General features: G+C 61.0%; 17 protein-coding genes. 11 read left to right on the top strand and 6 right to left on the bottom strand.

Annotated elements, in window-relative coordinates:
* Positions 1-31: 31 nt before the first annotated feature.
* The 6 genes from XH96_RS30475 (at position 32) to XH96_RS30450 (ending at position 5,721) form a co-directional block, all read left to right on the top strand.
* The gene (locus XH96_RS30475) at positions 32-643 is read left to right on the top strand and encodes a DUF1285 domain-containing protein (protein ID WP_194389247.1); all 612 of its coding nucleotides are present in this window, start codon (positions 32-34) and stop codon (positions 641-643) included.
* 38 nt (positions 644-681) lie between these two features.
* Positions 682-1,317, top strand: coding sequence for a CoA pyrophosphatase (locus tag XH96_RS30470; RefSeq protein ID WP_371740184.1), 636 nt, complete (start codon positions 682-684; stop codon positions 1,315-1,317).
* On the top strand, positions 1,314-1,577 hold the full coding sequence (locus XH96_RS30465) for a DUF6111 family protein (RefSeq protein ID WP_194389245.1): 264 nt from the start codon (positions 1,314-1,316) through the stop codon (positions 1,575-1,577). The genes XH96_RS30470 and XH96_RS30465 overlap by 4 nt, the downstream gene beginning before the upstream one ends.
* A 10-nt stretch (positions 1,578-1,587) precedes the next feature.
* Positions 1,588-2,844 (top strand): CCA tRNA nucleotidyltransferase, encoded by a 1,257-nt coding sequence (locus XH96_RS30460; protein WP_194389244.1) that lies wholly within the window; start codon positions 1,588-1,590, stop codon positions 2,842-2,844.
* Between the two features lie 176 nt (positions 2,845-3,020).
* Entirely contained in the window at positions 3,021-3,791 is a 771-nt protein-coding gene (locus XH96_RS30455) for a sulfite exporter TauE/SafE family protein (protein WP_194389243.1), read from the top strand.
* A 253-nt stretch (positions 3,792-4,044) separates the two neighbouring features.
* Complete coding sequence (locus tag XH96_RS30450) at positions 4,045-5,721, top strand: hypothetical protein (protein ID WP_194389242.1); 1,677 nt, start codon at positions 4,045-4,047, stop codon at positions 5,719-5,721.
* An 88-nt stretch (positions 5,722-5,809) separates the two neighbouring features.
* On the opposite strand, the gene XH96_RS30445 is transcribed toward XH96_RS30450, so the two are convergent.
* From XH96_RS30445 to XH96_RS30430, 4 genes are all read right to left on the bottom strand, one after another.
* The gene (locus XH96_RS30445; RefSeq protein ID WP_194389241.1) at positions 5,810-6,136 is read right to left on the bottom strand and encodes a GcrA family cell cycle regulator; all 327 of its coding nucleotides are present in this window, start codon (positions 6,134-6,136) and stop codon (positions 5,810-5,812) included.
* A 39-nt stretch (positions 6,137-6,175) separates the two neighbouring features.
* A complete protein-coding gene (locus XH96_RS30440) occupies positions 6,176-6,361 on the bottom strand; it encodes a hypothetical protein (RefSeq protein ID WP_194389240.1) in 186 nt (61 codons plus the stop codon).
* A gap of 157 nt (positions 6,362-6,518) precedes the next feature.
* Positions 6,519-6,824, bottom strand: coding sequence for a hypothetical protein (locus XH96_RS30435; RefSeq protein ID WP_194389239.1), 306 nt, complete (start codon positions 6,822-6,824; stop codon positions 6,519-6,521).
* A 161-nt stretch (positions 6,825-6,985) separates the two neighbouring features.
* Positions 6,986-7,201 (bottom strand): dodecin family protein, encoded by a 216-nt coding sequence (locus tag XH96_RS30430; protein ID WP_194389238.1) that lies wholly within the window; start codon positions 7,199-7,201, stop codon positions 6,986-6,988.
* A 574-nt stretch (positions 7,202-7,775) separates the two neighbouring features.
* On the opposite strand from XH96_RS30430, the gene XH96_RS30425 reads away from it, so the two are divergent.
* From XH96_RS30425 to XH96_RS30415, 3 genes are all read left to right on the top strand, one after another.
* Complete coding sequence (locus tag XH96_RS30425) at positions 7,776-7,970, top strand: hypothetical protein (RefSeq protein WP_194389237.1); 195 nt, start codon at positions 7,776-7,778, stop codon at positions 7,968-7,970.
* A 55-nt stretch (positions 7,971-8,025) separates the two neighbouring features.
* Positions 8,026-8,259, top strand: coding sequence for a type VI secretion protein (locus tag XH96_RS30420; protein ID WP_246789794.1), 234 nt, complete (start codon positions 8,026-8,028; stop codon positions 8,257-8,259).
* A 1,111-nt stretch (positions 8,260-9,370) separates the two neighbouring features.
* Positions 9,371-10,342 (top strand): ABC transporter substrate-binding protein, encoded by a 972-nt coding sequence (locus XH96_RS30415; protein WP_194389236.1) that lies wholly within the window; start codon positions 9,371-9,373, stop codon positions 10,340-10,342.
* Between the two features lie 155 nt (positions 10,343-10,497).
* Here the strand turns inward: XH96_RS30415 and XH96_RS30410 are convergent, their stop codons facing one another.
* Together XH96_RS30410 and XH96_RS30405 are read right to left on the bottom strand one after the other, a co-directional pair.
* A complete protein-coding gene (locus tag XH96_RS30410) occupies positions 10,498-10,752 on the bottom strand; it encodes a hypothetical protein (protein WP_194389235.1) in 255 nt (84 codons plus the stop codon).
* Between the two features lie 231 nt (positions 10,753-10,983).
* Complete coding sequence (locus XH96_RS30405) at positions 10,984-11,682, bottom strand: Crp/Fnr family transcriptional regulator (RefSeq protein WP_194389234.1); 699 nt, start codon at positions 11,680-11,682, stop codon at positions 10,984-10,986.
* A gap of 529 nt (positions 11,683-12,211) precedes the next feature.
* On the opposite strand from XH96_RS30405, the gene XH96_RS30400 reads away from it, so the two are divergent.
* Both XH96_RS30400 and XH96_RS30395 read left to right on the top strand, forming a co-directional pair.
* Positions 12,212-12,577, top strand: coding sequence for a hypothetical protein (locus XH96_RS30400; protein ID WP_246789792.1), 366 nt, complete (start codon positions 12,212-12,214; stop codon positions 12,575-12,577).
* Between the two features lie 1,941 nt (positions 12,578-14,518).
* Positions 14,519-16,390, top strand: coding sequence for a tetratricopeptide repeat protein (locus XH96_RS30395; protein WP_246789791.1), 1,872 nt, complete (start codon positions 14,519-14,521; stop codon positions 16,388-16,390).
* Positions 16,391-16,400: the final 10 nt, after the last annotated feature.

Genomic DNA, 16,400 nt, shown 5'->3' with positions numbered 1-16,400 from the left:
AATCGTGCCAATCACAGAGTCAGGGCAAACCATGGCGAACCAAGGGCAGAGCGCCGATCGCGGTCTCGATGGGCTGACTGCGGCCGCCAAAAGCGCTGCCAATGCCGAAGGCGCCAAAAAGGGGCTGCCTCCGGTGCATCTGTGGAATCCGCCGTTTTGCGGCGATCTCGATATCCGAATCGCATCCGATGGTACTTGGTTCTACTTGGGAACGCCAATCGGACGTCCTGCCCTGGTCCGCCTGTTTTCGACCATCCTCAAGCGCGAGGGCGACAGGCATTTCCTGGTCACGCCGGTGGAGAAGGTCGGCATCCGCGTCGATGATGCGCCGTTCATGGCGGTCGAGATGCAGAAGGACGGCGAGGGCAACCATCGCGTGCTGCGCTTCCGCACCAATGTCGATGACTGGGTCACCTGCGATGCCGGGCACCGGCTGCGTTTCGAGCAGGCACCGGATGGCGGACTGACGCCATACTTGCACGTCCGCGCCGATCTCTGGGCCAAGGTCACGAGGGCGCTCTATTACGATCTGGTTGACATGGGCGAGGAGCGGATGGTCGATGGCCAGCCGATGTTCGGCGTCGAGTCGGCCGGCGAATTCTTCGCCATGGCCGATGCGGAGCAGGTGAGGGCCGCGCTTTGAATTTGAACAAGCCTATCCTGACGAACGCGCCCGTCGCGATGGGAGCTGAGGATTTCTTCGCCCGTTCGCGGGCGAAGCTCGGCTTCGACGTGCCACCGGGCCTGTACGATCCGAACATCATCCCCGCCTCGGGCGATCCCGGCACCGACAAGATGCTCGAGATCATCGCGCGCGAGCAGCCGGTGCGGCCGGCGGCGGTCCTGATCGCGGTGGTCGACCATCCCGAGCCCACCATCCTGCTGACGCAGCGCTCGGCCCATCTCAACGACCATGCCGGTCAGATCGCGTTTCCCGGCGGCAAGATCGACGCGACCGATTCCTCGCCGCTCGATGCGGCGCTCCGCGAGGCCGAGGAGGAGGTCGGGCTGTCCAGAGACTTCGTCGAGCCGCTCGGCTATCTCGATCTCTACGGCACCGCCTTCGGCTTCCGCATCCTGCCGACGGTCGCGCGGGTCAGGCCCGGCTTTTCGCTCACCATCAACCATTCCGAGGTTGATGATGCGTTCGAGGTGCCGCTATCCTTCCTGATGGATCCGGTGAACCACCAGGTGCACAGCAAGGAATTCCGTGGGCTGGCGCGATCCTATTACGCGATGCCGTTCGCGGAACGCTACATCTGGGGTGCGACGGCCGGAATGTTGCGTGTGCTGTATGAGCGGATCTATTCATCATGATCCGGACGATTCTGACCGAGATCGGAATCTTCCTCATCCCCTTTGCCGTCTATGCCCTGTTCCTCGCCGCAACGCGGTCAGGCCTGTTCGAACGCTCCTCATGGCCGGTCACCGTCGTTGCGCGCCTCACCCTGGTCGCGCTCGCGCTCGTGATCGCCGGCCTGATCGGCCTTGCCCAGTACTCCGGCGCGCCGCCGGATTCGACCTACGTTCCCGCCCATATCGAGAACGGCAAGCTCGTGCCGGGCGTGGAAAAATAGGGGCCCATCGATGAGCGCCGAGCCGCTACTCGCCCATGCGCCCTGGCTGACCGCAGGCGGGACCGCGCGTGTCCTGCAACTGCTCGGCAGCGATGGCGAGGAGGCGCGGGTGGTCGGCGGCGCCGTCCGCAATGCGCTGCTCGGTCTCCTGCCTGGCGACATCGACATCGCGACCACGGCGCTGCCGGACGAGGTGATGCGGCGTGCCAAGGCCGCCGGCATCAAGGGCGTGCCGACCGGCATCGACCACGGCACCGTCACGCTGGTGATCGACGGACATCCCTATGAAGTCACCACGCTGCGCGAGGACACCGAGACCTTCGGCCGCAAGGCCAAGGTCGCGTTCGGCCGCGACTGGGTGAAGGATGCCGAGCGGCGCGACTTCACCATGAACGGCTTGTCGGTCGATGCTGATGGTGTCGTGTACGACTATGTCGGTGGCATCGCCGATGCGAGAGCCCGCCGCGTGCGCTTCATCGGCGATCCCGACCAGCGCATCGCCGAGGATTATCTGCGCATCCTGCGCTTCTTCCGCATCCACGCCGCTTTCGGTGCCGGAGAGCCCGACCGTGATGGCTATCTCGCCTGCATCCGCGGGCGCGCGGGCCTCGCCAGCCTCTCGGCCGAGCGGGTGCGCATGGAGATGCTGAAATTGCTGGTGGCCGGCGGTGCAGCCGCGGCCGTGCTGGCCATGGCCGAGGGCGGCTTGCTGCAGGCGTTGATCGGCGGCGTCGTCTATACGGGCCCCCTGGCGACGATGATCGCGATCGAGCGCGAGCTCGGTCTCGCGCCAAGCAGCACGCGACGCCTGGCCGCGCTGTCGGTCGCCGTCACCGAAGACGCCAAGCGCGTCGCTGCGCGCTTGCGGCTCTCCAACGCCGAAACCAAGGCGCTGGATTCGATGGGGCATCGCTGGTGGCGCCTGGCCGCCAAGGACGAAGCCGATGCACGGCGGCTGCTCTACCGGCTCGGTGCCGAGCGCTATCAGGATCGCGTATTGCTGGGCTGGGCGAGGAACGGCGGCGACGTCACCTCGCCGCGCTGGCGCGCGCTCGCCGAGCTGCCGCAGCGCTGGACCGCACCGAAATTTCCGCTGAAGGCCGCCGACTTCATCGCACGCGGTCTGGCCGAAGGACCCGCGCTCGGACATGTGTTGACGCTCGCCGAGGACGCCTGGCTCGCGGCGGATTTTCCACTGGAGGAAGTCGCGCTCGCTGCCATCGCCGATCAAGCTGTGACGCGAATCCGCCGCGATGAGAAAACGTGACCTTGGCCAAAGGCGGCGCCAGGGGCCGCCCGCGGTTCACCCCCGTCATCAGGGCGGGCCGGTTCGGCCGCCGCGTGCCTCGGCGGTTGCCTGGCCGCGGATTCTCCACTAGACGAGGCCGTGCTCGTTTCCATTGCAGATCAGGCTGCGGCTCGAATCAGCCGCGATCAGAAAAATTGACCATCGTCTCAGGCTTCGCCGACATCTCGCTTCTGCAGCTCCTGCTGGTCGCAACGATGGCGTTGTTTGCTTCGGTCATCGGTGGTCTCGCCGGCTACGGCACCGGCGCCCTGATGCCGCTGGTGCTGGTGCCGCTGGTCGGCGCCGAGCCCGTGGTGCCGATCATCGCGATCTCCGCGATGTTCACCAATCTCAGCCGCGCCATCGCTTATCTGCGCTACGCCGACCGCCGCCGCGCGCTGATCGTGCTCGCCTGCGCAGGCTTGACGACGGCGCTCGGCGCTTACGGCTATACGCGCCTGACCGGTGCGGGCGCGGCGCTCGTGATCGGCACCATGCTGATCCTGAGCGTGCCGCTGCGCCGCGTGCTGCGACGGCGCAGCGTGCGGATCGGCGACACCGGCCTTGCGGCCGGCTCCGTCGGCTACGGCGTGCTGGTCGGCGGCACCTCGGGCTCCGGCGTGATCCTGCTGTCGCTGTTGATGGCCACGGGGCTCGAAGGCGCCGCCGTGATCGCGACCGATGCGATGATCTCGCTCGGCACCGGCCTCATCAAGATCTCGGTGTTCGGCCTCGCCGGCGCCGTGACGGCGCAGGTGCTCGCCTTCGCGCTTCTGATCGGCGGCATCGCAATCCCCGGCGCATTTCTCGCAAAGGCCGTCGTCGTACGGATGCCGGTGCACATCCACGCCGCGATCCTCGACGTCGCGGTCATCACGGGCGGGCTGGTGATGATCTCGGCCGCGGCGAGACAGCTCGTCGCGTAGATGACGCCGGTCAGTTGGCGTTCGCACCGGACCATCGTGCCTGCAGACGTCGGCTGCGAGCGCAAGCCGGGAGCTGCTAAGCTCCTCCGATGACAGGAGCGATGGAGCCCCTGACGCCAATCAGTCAGGCCGTGTTCGCTTGGCGGCTAAACCGATGCCGCGCCCCGCGAGTTGACCTTCGTCAATAATCCCGCTCCGATTTGAGCATCATGCGCGTTCTGAGGTGGTCATCTGAATCGCGGGGGAACTTGCCATGTTCAAGTTTAAGCGCGTTCCATTTACCCCTGGTGATCTCACCAATCATCAATGGGGCACCGATGACGTCCTCGCGGGTGACCCAAACACAACTATCTTGATCGGAGATGCTGGCGGCAGCATGTTCGATTTTTCGAGGGGCGGCAACGATACCTTCACCGGGCCCTCGTTTACGGGGGGCGCCCCCATCCACTACACTTTCTACGGTGACGCGGCCGGCGACATGTTCGATTTTGCTCGTGGCGGCGACGATACCTTCACGTTCGCTTCTCCGAGCAACACTGCCTACGGCGACGTGGGCGACGACATGTCCGACCACAGCAAGGGCGGCAACGACATATTCAGCGGAACTGGGCCCGCTACCAACACTTTCTACGGTGATGCGGGCGGTGACATGTCCGATCATGCTCGGGGCGGCGACGATACCTTCACGGGCGGCAGCGGTGGGGGCACCAACACGTTTTACGGCGATGCGGGCAGCAGCATGTCCGGCCATGCCCGGGGCGGCAGCGACACTTTCACGGGCGGCTCTTTCACCTCCAACATGTCCTACGGCGATACGGGCGGCAACATGACCGGCCGTGCTCAGGGCGGCGACGATACCTTCACCGGCGGCGCGTTCTCCTTCAACACTTTCTGGGGAGATGCCGGCGGCGACATGTCCGGCCATGCTCACGGCGGGGACGATATCTTCACGGGCATCATCGACCTCCCTGCTCCCTCCTCCAACACTTTCTATGGCGATGCGGGCGGCGACATGGCCGGCCATGCTCGGGGCGGCGACGATGCTCTCACGGGCTCCAGCAGCGCTTCCAATACATTCTACGGCGATGCGGGCGGCGACATTTCCGGTTCTGCTCAGGGGGGCAACGACAGCTTCACCGGCGGCAGTCTTGCCTCTCACGTTTTCTTTGGCGATGCCGGCGCCGACATGGCTGGCCATGCTCGGGGCGGCAACGACATCTTCACCGGAGGTAACGACTCTACCAACACTTTCTATGGCGATGCGGGCGGCGACATGTTGGGCCGAGCTCGGGGCGGCGATGACACCTTCACGGGCGGCAACAGCTCCCTTACTGGCTCCACCACCTTCTACGGTGACGCGGGCGGCGACATGTCCGGCCGTGCTCAGGGCGGCAACGACGCCTTCGCAGGCGGCGACAGCTTCGGCCCTGGCTCGACGAGCAACATTCTTTTCGGTGACGCGAAATCCATGTCCGGCTGCGCCGGGGGCGGCGACGATAGTCTTGCCGGCGGCGACAACTTCGGCACTGGCTCGGCGAGCAACATTCTTTATGGTGATGCGGAATCCTTATCCGGCTGCGCCGAAGGCGGCGACGATATCTTGTTCGCCGGAACCGCAGCTCCCGGCGGGACAGTCAGTAATGTGATGTGGGGTGACGGATTGTTGCAAGGCGGCGCTGATGGCGGCCGAGATCTGTTCGTGTTCAAAGACGATGGCCCGGCGACAGTCGGGACCCGGAACACTATCGAAGATTTCAGCCAGAGCCAGCATGATCAGATCAAGTTCAGCAATGTGGCGGGCGTGCACGCGTTCAACGATCTTGTCATCACCCAATCTGGAACTGACACCCTCGTTACCGCGGGAGCGGATCAAGTGACTCTGCACAACTTCGCAGGTTCGCTCACAGCAAACGACTTCCTGTTCGCCTGACGACGAGATGCAATGGCCCGAACCCATCGAACTGGGCCAAGACACTGCCAAGACACTGACGGAGCACAAGGACGCTCGTGGTTGTCGCTTAGCCGGTGTTTCTGACCGCCTCGGCCAGAATGGCGTAAAGCTGCTGCCTGCTGAATTCCTTGGGCTGCTGCCTCTCCGCTCTCCTCGACGACACCTTCTGTGTGACCGGACCGGGGCAGGGGGCCGACGACGGCCTCAGCTTCGGGGCCGGCCTTATCTTGGGCCGTGCTGTGGGCGACTTGTGGCCGCGCTTCAGGCCAAGACGGGTCAGCATGCCGCAGACCGCGTTGCGACTGCAGCCGAGACGGCGCGCAATCTGCGCCGCGCTCTGTCCTTCGAACCAGAGCCTTTTGAGAAGCGCGATGTCTTTTGCATCCCAGCTCATGGAAGAGATTATAGCGCCGACTGCCGGACGCGGGCTAGTCTAGTCTTCGTCGGGCTCGCGCACGACCGCCGGTTCGTCGGCATCGCCTTCCTCATCGTCCTCATCATCGTCTTCGTCCTCCTCGTCTTCATCGGGATCCCGGGGCGGCATCGCGGCGCCCATGAGCATGAGTGCTGTCCAGCCGTTCGCTGTGGTGGAAAATGCTTCGGAGGTGTGTTGCTTCATGTCGTTGCTGCTCCTCGAAAAGGACGCGCCGTCGAATATTCCCGTCCGGGGGGCGCGCATGTCCATGGCGCGATCGTTGCAGGCGCAAGGACGACATCAGGTCGACTACGCGAGCAGCGGCCGCACCCACCACGCAACGGGTGACGTTTGGGCTATTTCAAACCCGAAGCCCATTATGCTCTATGTCCACCAAGACCTCGCCGGTGGTGACTTCGGGAACCCCAAGATCGAGGTCATGCAGACTTGCCTGAACAAACGCGAGTATCTTGGCGTTCGCTGCGTTGGCGCTTTCGCGGTCATCAAATATCATCACGGCGATACCGACACCGTCGCCCGCGTCCATCACATGGTAGGATCTGAATCCCTGCGACTGCCTCAGGATCTCACCGACGCCGCTCTTGGCGCGACGAGCGGCGTCCGCGACCGAACGAACACTGGTGTACTTGCGAATGACCATGTACATGGGGCCACCATGCGCCACACGCCCCCTCGCATCAAAGCATATCGTCCCAGTCGGACCAGGGCAACTTTCGCTACGGGCGACATCGTCCGGCTGGGCGCTGCGCAACGCACCCTTTCCAATGAGCCATCCTCGCCCCGCAAGTGGGGGCGAGGTGCCGAGGCTCAGGAGCCCTCGAACTTGAACGATACGTTGAGCTTGGCGCGATAGGCCTCGACCTTCCCCTTGTCATCCAGTTGCATATCGAGCTTGACGACCTCCGCAACTCGAAGATCTCGGAGAGATTTTGCAGCTCGTTCGACCGCATTGGCGGCTGCCTTCTCCCATGAGTCCGTGCTGGTACCCACCAGTTCGATGACCTTGTAGACGCTATCGGACATGTCGTCCTCCTATTGGGCAGGAGCAGGAAATCTAGCATCGGTATCTCGACGCTGATACGTCTCGCGAGATAACGCCGAAAAGGGTCTGATTGGCTGTCGTTTTCCTGCGGCAATGACGTCATTCGCCGGCAAGATCATATCCTGAAGCCAACTGCAGAGGCTTTGCCAGGGCGGAACCTGGCGTTCGATCAAGCTCACTGGAAGCAAGGAGATTGCCTGTTGCAGTGGGCGCAACGTCACTCGAAGCAACCCCTGTCGCAATCGACCATCGGCCAAGATTGGCCTCGCTAGTTGGTGAGGGGGGTGCTACACAGCTGGCATCACCGCACGCGACGTGGCTGTTATCGGTGACTGAGAGCTCTACGCTCCCGCCTCCACCCGAAAGAAGGCGGTCAGATGTCCAATCAGGTCAAATTCGATATTCGTGAGTGGCTGGTGCCACCGCTGTTGGTGCCGATCTTCCTCGTGTTGCTGATCGCGATCGTGGCCGTTCTATGAGCGGCAGGTCCGTTCAATGGGAGCCGCCTTCAAGCAAGGACTCGAGCCAGGGCGTGAACCGAGACAGGAGGCGGGAATGGCAAATACAGCAGTGATCAGGGATGCCTACGGCGTTCCGGCGATTTTCGTGGGTTCGAAAACAGGTCGGGACGATGCTCCCTTTGTTTTCGTCAGGGTCGGAGGCGAGGAGCGCAGGATGCGCTGGTCCGAATGGGATGCTCTACCGGCCTGGACCGGCGAGCGTCCCATCTGGGCGAGCGGAACCAAATAGCGATGGAGTGTTCGGCATGAGGATGGCTCGACCAGGCACATGGATCGCGGCGCTTTTGCTGGCATCGGCGCTGGGCACATCCACGCCCGCAGCTCTTGCCGCGGAGCCGAACTGCCGTGCGATCGAAAGCGCCAACGCGCGCCTGTCCTGTTACGATGCGGCTTTTCCTCCAAAAACAGGGCGGCCCGCCAAAACCACCGTCGATTCATCGTCCGGCTACCAGGACCCCTTTCTCGCCGAAGAGGCCCGAGTCGCTGCGAAGCTGAAGAATATCTGCCGCGATTGCTGAGTGGCACCGACCGCGGCGCGCTCCTGAACTTCGCGCTCCAATTCAGAGGGGCAGCTGAATGACGAAAGCGCTCGCTATCCGGCAGACAAGGGAGCATTGTCTCGCCACCGCCGAGCGGCCCGCAGCATCTACCGGTGGTGTGAACGCGAGTTGCGCTCCCGCTCAACCCCGCAGCGGAGCATCAAACATGTCGGCTCGTCGATCCCCGGAACCAACCTCGACATTCGAATACCGCCTGGCACAAGAGGCACTCAACCTTCGTCAGCAGGCCAAAGGGATGCCCCTTGGCGTCCGCCGCACAGAGCTTTTGCGAAAGGCCCGGCAGATCGATGCCGCCGGAGAGGTCAACAAGTGGCTGACCTCGCCGGGACTGCAGCCGCCACGTTGAGATTTGCAGCATGATCCGGAGAAGTGTGCATCGATTCTCCGAAAGGGATCATGCTCAAACGACAATCTGGAGCGCGATGACGATTCATTCTGATCACATCGCTTTTTAGCTCGCGCCATGGCCCGATGTGAATGAACCTTGGCACGCAACGCGGCGACCAATACCTGTCGGGATTTTACGCTCACCCTCCCGGGGCTGGTAGGACGCCGCCTGCGCTTTATTTCAAGCGGGCGGCGTTTTTGCATGCGTCGGCAAGCCGCCCGATGCGACGTCTGGAGGCTGAAAGCGATTTCATACGGCTTTCGCGGAACGCCGCCGGACGATCGGCTTTAAGCTCAATCACCTTTTCGGATTCGTGGGCTGCTATGGGTGACTGAGAGCTCGTTGCTCCCGCCTGCAAGCCGCGGGATGCGCATGTGCAACAAGTGCGACCAGATAGACAATGAGATCGGACAGTTCCGCCGATTGATATCGCCGGGAATGGATGCGCTCAGCCTGGCGATGATCCGATGCGCCATCGAATTGCTGCAGGCTGACAGGGCGGCCGTTGATTGCAGCGGCAGTCTGCACCAGCCGGCGCGCCGGAGTTCGCGACCGTCTTAGATCTCGCCTCTTGCCCTGTCGCGAAGCAGGCACGCGCGCCTTCCGGCGCCGCAGTGAGTGCGACCACTATCAAGATGTGATACTCTCGCGCCCGGCGTCCTCACATCTGATGAGGATCGAATGAAGCGGCGGAAGTTCATAGCGGCTACTGCTGTGTTGCTCGCTTCGCCCCGGTGTCTGTGGGCGCAGAGGAAGTCTCGTCGCATCGGCTTTCTTGCCATAGGTGATGGGAGCGGGCTGGCCCTTAATCCAGCCGAGCGTGTATTCCTTGATGGGCTCCGACGCTACGGCTGGACGGATGGAAACCTCATTATCGAATTCCGCTTCTCTCATCCTGCCGATCGATTGCCAGCTTCGGTCGCCGACCTGCTGGCTCTCAATCCCGATGTACTCGTCGCTGCGGGACCTGCAGCGGCCTTAGCCCTGAAATCGGCAACCGCCACCATTCCGATCGTATTCGTGGCTGTGGCTGATCCCGTCCGCCTCGGCCTCGTGCAAAGTCTATCGCGACCGGGTGGCAACATAACGGGTATTGCCACCAATGTGCCTGAAGATTTCTTCGGAAAGCGTGTCGAGATCCTTCGCGAGCTCGTGCCCGGCGCCTCGAAAATCGCGATCTTGATCAATCCAAAGAACCCGATGCTCTACCTCGTGGAAGAGACACGCAACATGGCGCGGAGGCTCGGCATAGAGCTGCTGACAGTTGAAGCGGCCTCGGCCGAGGAACTTGACAGCGCCTTTGCTTCGGCCTCCGCCCAGAATGCCGATGCGATAATCGATTTCGGTGATCCGCTCACCTATGTCGAGGCTCCGCGAATAATCGCGCTCGCGGCGAAACATCGTCTGCCCGCAAACTACTTGTTTCGAGTCTACGCCAATGGCGGATTGTCCGTCTACGGCGCGGATACAGCCGATCTGTTTCGCCGTGCGGGCAGTTTCGTCGACAGGATACTCAAGGGCACCAAGCCTGCCGACCTGCCGGTTGAGCAACCGACGAAATTCGAGCTGATAATCAACATGAAGACCGCCAAGGCGCTCGGCCTCACCGTGCCGCCCTCGCTACTCGTCCGCGCTGATGAGGTGATCGAGTAGATGCACCTTTTTGTCGCGGTGCAGGAGGCCCGTCCCAGCCCGCGCGCCATCCGGGCGCCAATGCGTCCGAAACAGGTGCGGGTCTTGTCCGATGTTGGCGATGCAGAGCCGACATCGCAGTAATTCTCCTGAGGTACCGCTTGGTTTGATCGCGATCAAAAATCTGCCAAACAGCGCTCGCGAGTATTGAGCTGGATCAAGTCCGCGTTCGGATCGACGGTCAATCTTTCTCCGAATAGGGGAGGAAAATGATGCCTGTTGCAGACGATGCCATCATCAAAGCGCACCGTAACAACATCTTCCGTTACCATCGCCTGCTTCAGACTCGTCTGACGGACATCGAACGCTCGTATCTTCGAACCCGGCTTGCGGAAGAGGAATCCGCTCTGCGCTCTAGATTTCAGCAGCACGACCGTACGGAGCCCCCATCCGTTGACGTGTTGCGATCCCGAGGCGGAGATCGCGCGAACGCCTGAACCAAGTGGATTACATTGAGCACCAACCCCAAGAACCCCAGCTCAATGTAGGTTGGCCCGCTCAGTCCCCCAACCTGAGCGGGCTTCTTTTTCCCTTCAACGCGCAGAATAGCTCTACCGGCTGCCGGACTCGTGCGACTTTAGTCTCGGTATCCTTCATTGATGTCATGCCTGCACCCGGTTGAATGCTTCTCGGTCGAGCACGGTTATGTGCTGGCGGTCCCGAACCGAAATGAGCTTCTTCGAGGTCAATGATCGAAAGGCGCGGCTGAGCGCCTCCAGAGTTATGCCTAGGTAGGCAGCAACGCTCGATCGATCCATTTGAAGATGTATCTCGGAGATTGGCTCACCTCGCGCAGCTTGCAGGTGTTCCTGGAGCCCCAAGAACATCGTAAGCTTCGTTGCTGCTTTTTTTTGGGCGAGAAGAACGGCATGGCGCTGGGCTAGGCGGAGTTCTTCGCAAAGCTTTATGATGAGATTGACGTCGAGATCGGCGTTGTTGGCCAGGATGCGGCGCACAGCGGCCAGCGGCATTTTGTAGGCCGTCACAGGCGTTGCAGCTCTTGTTGTACTGGCATACCGCCCTTCTTCCGACAAACCGAACAGGTCGCCGGGATGAAGGAAGGAGACTACATGCTCTGCGTTGTAAGCCACGACCACTCCGTCGATGACGTTGAATGCCGATTGCGCGACCGACCCTTCCGCGTAGATTTCCTGGCCCTTGGCGAAGCGTACAATCTGCGCAATTTTTGCAAGCTTCGCGCGCTCATCCTCGCTTAGGAGCTGATGGCGGGCACCTTTCTCAGGATTGCCCGGGTCCCACGGGTGGACCGAGTAAATGGCTGGCCCTGTTGCCTGTTTCATCTTGTGGGGTCCGCATGTGCTTTTCATCTTTCGTAGCTTCAAGGTCGGACCAGAACTTGATCGCGATCAAATATCGGTGCTGCCGGCCGTGGCCCCAATGAGCATCGATAAATCAACTTGGCTCGGACCAAGAGAGGGGATGCGTGATAGACGACTACGTCGCGACACTGCCAATGCAGGCACAGGAACACCGCAGATTCCCGGACTCGCCAGCTCCATAAAATCAATTAGAAATACGTGGGCCGGGGCTGGCATTTCAGTACGAACAAGATTGCGACCGGCAAGGGGGCCATCGTGAGGTGGCCCCTTTCTCGCCTATAACGGCGGTGCGCGACGGCGGCAGCAGTCCGGCTTTGATAAATGGCGACCCGGCACGCCCCCCGAGCGCGGGGTGTCCCTTCCATTGCGACACAGGCTGCGCCACGGCGGCCTTTTCTACCTTCACGCCGAGGTGACCAGGAAGTAGATTTCTTATTGCCCGGTTCGGTTGCAAAATCGGTCGTCGTGGGGCGTGGACCAGGGGAATCCAATGCACCGCTTTGTCGCCAAAGCCAACGTAGATCACTTTATCGGCCTGCTGAACGGCAGCGATCTTACGTCTGACAAGCGAACGAATATCACCAAGCTGTTGATCGCTGAACTCGATAAGCTCGCGCATGATCTGGAGCACCTGGAATTTGCCGAGAAAAGAGTGGCAGAGGGCCGTGACCGGGTGAACCGTGTCAGAGACATGCGCAATGGCCTTCCCTTCGGCACCGCGGAGCGCGAACAAGCGGAGCGGCTGCTCGTAAGCTGCGAAAACTTGCAAACGGTGCTTGAAGATTTTTGTCATCGCCTGCGCGAGAGGGGCAACTCCCCTGGCGCATCAATTTATGCGGCTCCCCGGCGAACCTGATATACTGATTGCATCACTGGCCGAGGCTCTGCCCCGTAGGCGTCAGTGGCAGAGAGACCAATCGCGCTCCCGCCTGCGAAGAAGGGGAGCGCGTCATGTGGCAATCCACGGCAACGGCACCGTTTGATTGTAACCTGCAACTGGCGGTATTCGATCCTGCCGGTGAGGTACACGCGCTCGTCTTCCCATGCCGCCGCGTGCTTCGTGGTTGGATAAATTCACAGACCGGTTTGCCCGTTCATGTGTTCCCGACGTATTGGCGCGAGTGGGCTGGCGGCATAGAGGGTGCGCCGATTGGCGTCATTAGCCATGCGAGCGATCATCAAGAAGGACCGTGGAGGTCTCAATTGTCCGCGCCGACGATTCCGCTCGTGGCCCGTGGCTGATCCTAGCCCGGAGCGCTGCGAAGTCTGTTTCCGGATGATCATGCGAACAGCCCGGGGCAGGCTCTTCAGGGCCTCTTTGACCCAGAGCGGACTCGAGGGTCATACTCCCGCTCGCCAGAGCGTTTGAAGAGAGCCGAATTGAAGACGGCAGCCCGCAGCGCCAGCACGCGAACCCGTTTGGTCTCAACGTCGCTCAGTGCGCTGTGCTTGCGCGTGACCAAAGGCAATATGGACTAGCGGCGCCCTGATCGCTTGAGTTCTGCGACCTTAAACCTGTTTCCAGCGGCCAGGCTGCTGCACAACCAGTGGGCCTTGTTGCGGCCTTCGCCCAAGAACGTCTTTGTTTCGACGCAACCCAGGTAAGATGTGTGGGTGATGGTGTCTCGACAGGTTGGTGAGAAGGGTCCGTAATCTATTTGGCCGCCCGACTCGCTACATCCGATCCAGGGCTCCTTGCCTTTCGGAAAACTAGATGCACAGCCACCGTTGCAGCTGCTGGCGACTTTCTCAAGGCTGGCAATCCTCCCCATCACAGAACCTGGCGCATATGCAGGCGCGCGCGCGGTTGACGGTCGCATTGTTGATGCAGTCCGACGCGGCGCCGTCGTGTTTGTTCCCCGCTCCGAGACGTGCGGCTTCGCCACCTGTTTCGGCGCATCGACTGTGACGGGAGGAAGCGTGGCGGCGGAGCCGGTTGGGATCTGCGACGCCGCCGGGGCGCACAGCAAGACAGTCGACAAGACAGCGACGGTTGAAGGCACGACAAGGCTCGATGACAATCTCATGATCATGCCCTTCCAGGTCCGGGCGGAAGATGCCGTACCGGTAAGTGCACCCTAGCATACATACCGGCCTGTGCAACCTTCGGTTGGGAGCATATAGCCTGTCGATAACTGTGGCGTTGGTCACTGGCCTTCGCTTGATCCGGATCTGAAGTCCGATAGTGGCCCCTTAATCCACCGCCGTTCGCTTGCGGACGCTTAGTCTGCGCTTGGCCCATCGCCGACATGCCTCAATCTATCTGCCAGAGTTGTGTTGTTTGAGCCAAGAACGAAGCGTTCGCACGAAGAGAACGCATCCTAAGCAACCGATAACGACGAACAACAGATGCAGTCCCATCAACCCGACAAAGTTGAGTGGATGGTCACTATACGTGATCAGCTGATTGTCGGGCTCGCCCCGTCTGCGAAAATTCACCCAGAGCGTTCCGCATTCCAAAGAGCATCGATATCAAGCACGCGATGAACTGGTTTGATGCCTTCAATCTGACGGTCACGTGTTTGCACTTCTAGCTCTTGCAAGTCCCCGCTTGACCAGCGTTCTCAAGATTGACCACCAAATGGTCGCGCATATTGCCGAGTGGTCAGGCTGCATCCGGCGCCTCGACGACCGGTGACCAGACTGCCGCTGGGCTTCTTGTAGAGGACGCTCCGCAGGCTATGCAAATCCACCGAGGCAGCCTTACGTTTGATGCATACGATAGGCTGTCTTACGATTTATTACGCGTTAAAAGCGAATCACCTAGAGATTGTGCCTGGCTACTCGTGGAGTTCCAATGGCACATTCCGAACGTCAAATCGTCCAGCAGAAATCCGAGCCGGTCGATAGAAATCTCCGTGCAGCAATGCGCCTCGAGGAACTTCATGCCGCCGCGATCGAACATTTGCGAAGCGGGCAGCTCCTGAAGGCGCAGTCCCGCGTCAAGGAAGCGTTCAAGCTGGATGCGGAGAGCGCCGAAAGCATGCACCTCATGGCCGTTGTAGATACTGCCGCCGGCCACGCAGACAGAGCGATAGATTGGGCCTCCCGTGCGATCCGGAAAGACCCCCAACCGGCCTACCTGGCCACGCTGGGTAATGCGCTTGCGAGTGCTGGCCGCCTTGACGAGGCTCTGAGAGTCTTTGACAAGGCTATACAGCTAAAGCCCAACGACGCCGAACTTTGGCGGCAGATGGGAGATGCGCTGATCCGGGCTCGAAGAAAAAGCGAAGCTTTACTCTGCTTTCGTCGCGCGTTCGAACTTGATTCTGGGCATGCTGACGCTGCGTATAAGGCAGGCCATCTTCTGCATGGGGCGGGACAACTTGCGGAGGCGCTCGCATATCTGAACCGTAGCATCGATTTGCAGCCCGATATTGCGCCGACCCTGCACACGCGTGCACTCGTCTTGAACGGCCTCGGGAGGATCGAAGAGGCAGTGGCAGATTGCAGGCGCGCAGCCAAACTGGATCCCCAAAACCCTGATACTCTAGCTAACCTTGGTGCTCTCCTGCGAGCACAAGGCCATTTGGAAGAGGCTTTGTCCTTCTTCGACCGATCTTTGAAGATCAATCCTAATGCCGGAAAGGCCCTTGTCGGCCGGGCAAGCGTACTTTCCGACTTGGGGCGTGTCGAAGAGGCAATGTCTGCTTACAAGCGATCCGCGGCCGTTGTCTCAGAGCATTCGAGGTCCGTCTGGAATCTTGCTTTGCTGCAGATGCTTACCGGCGATTTCAAACGTGGCCTCAAGGGAATGCAGGCGCGTTGGGAGGTTCCGGGCTTGCCGAACGGATATCCGCCGCTTCCTGGACCTAAATGGCTCGGTGACGGAAACATCGCCGGCAAAACGATACTGGTCTGCGCTGACGAGGGTTTGGGGGATGCCATTCAACTCGTGCGCTATATTCCACTGCTTGCTGGCCGTGGTGCGCGCGTCATTTTGACGGTGCAGGACGCATTGCGGCCGCTATTCTCAAAAATCGAGGGCGTCTGGCAATGCCTGCCGGGATCATCGGGGGCTCTCTTGCCGCCCTTCGACCTTCATTGTCCTCTTAGCAACCTGCCGCTCGTCTTTGGAACCCGATTGGAAACCATTCCAGCGGCGGTATCCTATTTGCCACAGCCTTCTCGAGAGCGCGTTCAAGCTTGGGAGAGTCGGCTTGGTCCGCGTGCTCGATCGCGAGTAGGACTTGTCTGGTCAGGTAATCCTGAACATTTGAACGACCACAATCGGTCCATGCCGCTCCGGATGCTATCAGGCCTTTTGGATGCCAAAGCGAGCTTTGTTAGTCTCCAAAAGGACGTCAGGCCGAACGACCGAGCTGAACTGCTGGCCCGAGTTGATATCTTCGACGCTGCACAGCATCTTACCGATTTCGTGGAGACCGCGGCTCTGATTTCTTGCCTCGATCTTGTCATCACTGTGGATACCAGCGTTGCTCATCTTTCGGCCGCGCTTGGGAAACCGACCTGGATTTTGCTGCCTTTTATGCCGGATTACCGCTGGCTCCTCCATCGCGAAGACAGCCCCTGGTATCCGACCGTTCGCCTCTTTAGGCAAAGCGAGCGCCGGGAGTATGGCAGCGTCATCGATCGCGTGCGTCGAGACTTGCAAAGTTTGACCGACAACGAACTTGATCTGGCACAACGGACAGGCAGCGTCCGCTGACCCAAAGCGG

Origin of the sequence: Bradyrhizobium sp. CCBAU 51765 (assembly GCF_015291725.1) — a bacterium.
GTDB classification, from domain to species: Bacteria; Pseudomonadota; Alphaproteobacteria; order Rhizobiales; family Xanthobacteraceae; genus Bradyrhizobium; species Bradyrhizobium liaoningense.
Note: the sequence above shows the minus strand (reverse complement) of the source record. Positions and strands in the feature narration are given on the sequence as shown.

Excerpts from the sequence above, each read along its gene's own strand:
- XH96_RS30430 (WP_194389238.1), bottom strand. The coding sequence starts at position 7,201 with ATGTCCGATAGCGTCTACAAGGTCATCGAACTGGTGGGTACCAGCACG.
- XH96_RS30460 (WP_194389244.1), top strand. The coding sequence starts at position 1,588 with ATGAGCGCCGAGCCGCTACTCGCCCATGCGCCCTGGCTGACCGCAGGC.
- XH96_RS30425 (WP_194389237.1), top strand. The coding sequence starts at position 7,776 with ATGGCAAATACAGCAGTGATCAGGGATGCCTACGGCGTTCCGGCGATT.
- XH96_RS30405 (WP_194389234.1), bottom strand. The coding sequence starts at position 11,682 with ATGAAACAGGCAACAGGGCCAGCCATTTACTCGGTCCACCCGTGGGAC.
- XH96_RS30400 (WP_246789792.1), top strand. The coding sequence starts at position 12,212 with ATGCACCGCTTTGTCGCCAAAGCCAACGTAGATCACTTTATCGGCCTG.
- XH96_RS30450 (WP_194389242.1), top strand. The coding sequence starts at position 4,045 with ATGTTCAAGTTTAAGCGCGTTCCATTTACCCCTGGTGATCTCACCAAT.
- XH96_RS30465 (WP_194389245.1), top strand. The coding sequence starts at position 1,314 with ATGATCCGGACGATTCTGACCGAGATCGGAATCTTCCTCATCCCCTTT.
- XH96_RS30440 (WP_194389240.1), bottom strand. The coding sequence starts at position 6,361 with ATGAAGCAACACACCTCCGAAGCATTTTCCACCACAGCGAACGGCTGG.
- XH96_RS30395 (WP_246789791.1), top strand. The coding sequence starts at position 14,519 with ATGGCACATTCCGAACGTCAAATCGTCCAGCAGAAATCCGAGCCGGTC.
- XH96_RS30435 (WP_194389239.1), bottom strand. The coding sequence starts at position 6,824 with ATGTACATGGTCATTCGCAAGTACACCAGTGTTCGTTCGGTCGCGGAC.
- XH96_RS30445 (WP_194389241.1), bottom strand. The coding sequence starts at position 6,136 with ATGAGCTGGGATGCAAAAGACATCGCGCTTCTCAAAAGGCTCTGGTTC.
- XH96_RS30470 (WP_371740184.1), top strand. The coding sequence starts at position 682 with ATGGGAGCTGAGGATTTCTTCGCCCGTTCGCGGGCGAAGCTCGGCTTC.
- XH96_RS30415 (WP_194389236.1), top strand. The coding sequence starts at position 9,371 with ATGAAGCGGCGGAAGTTCATAGCGGCTACTGCTGTGTTGCTCGCTTCG.
- XH96_RS30475 (WP_194389247.1), top strand. The coding sequence starts at position 32 with ATGGCGAACCAAGGGCAGAGCGCCGATCGCGGTCTCGATGGGCTGACT.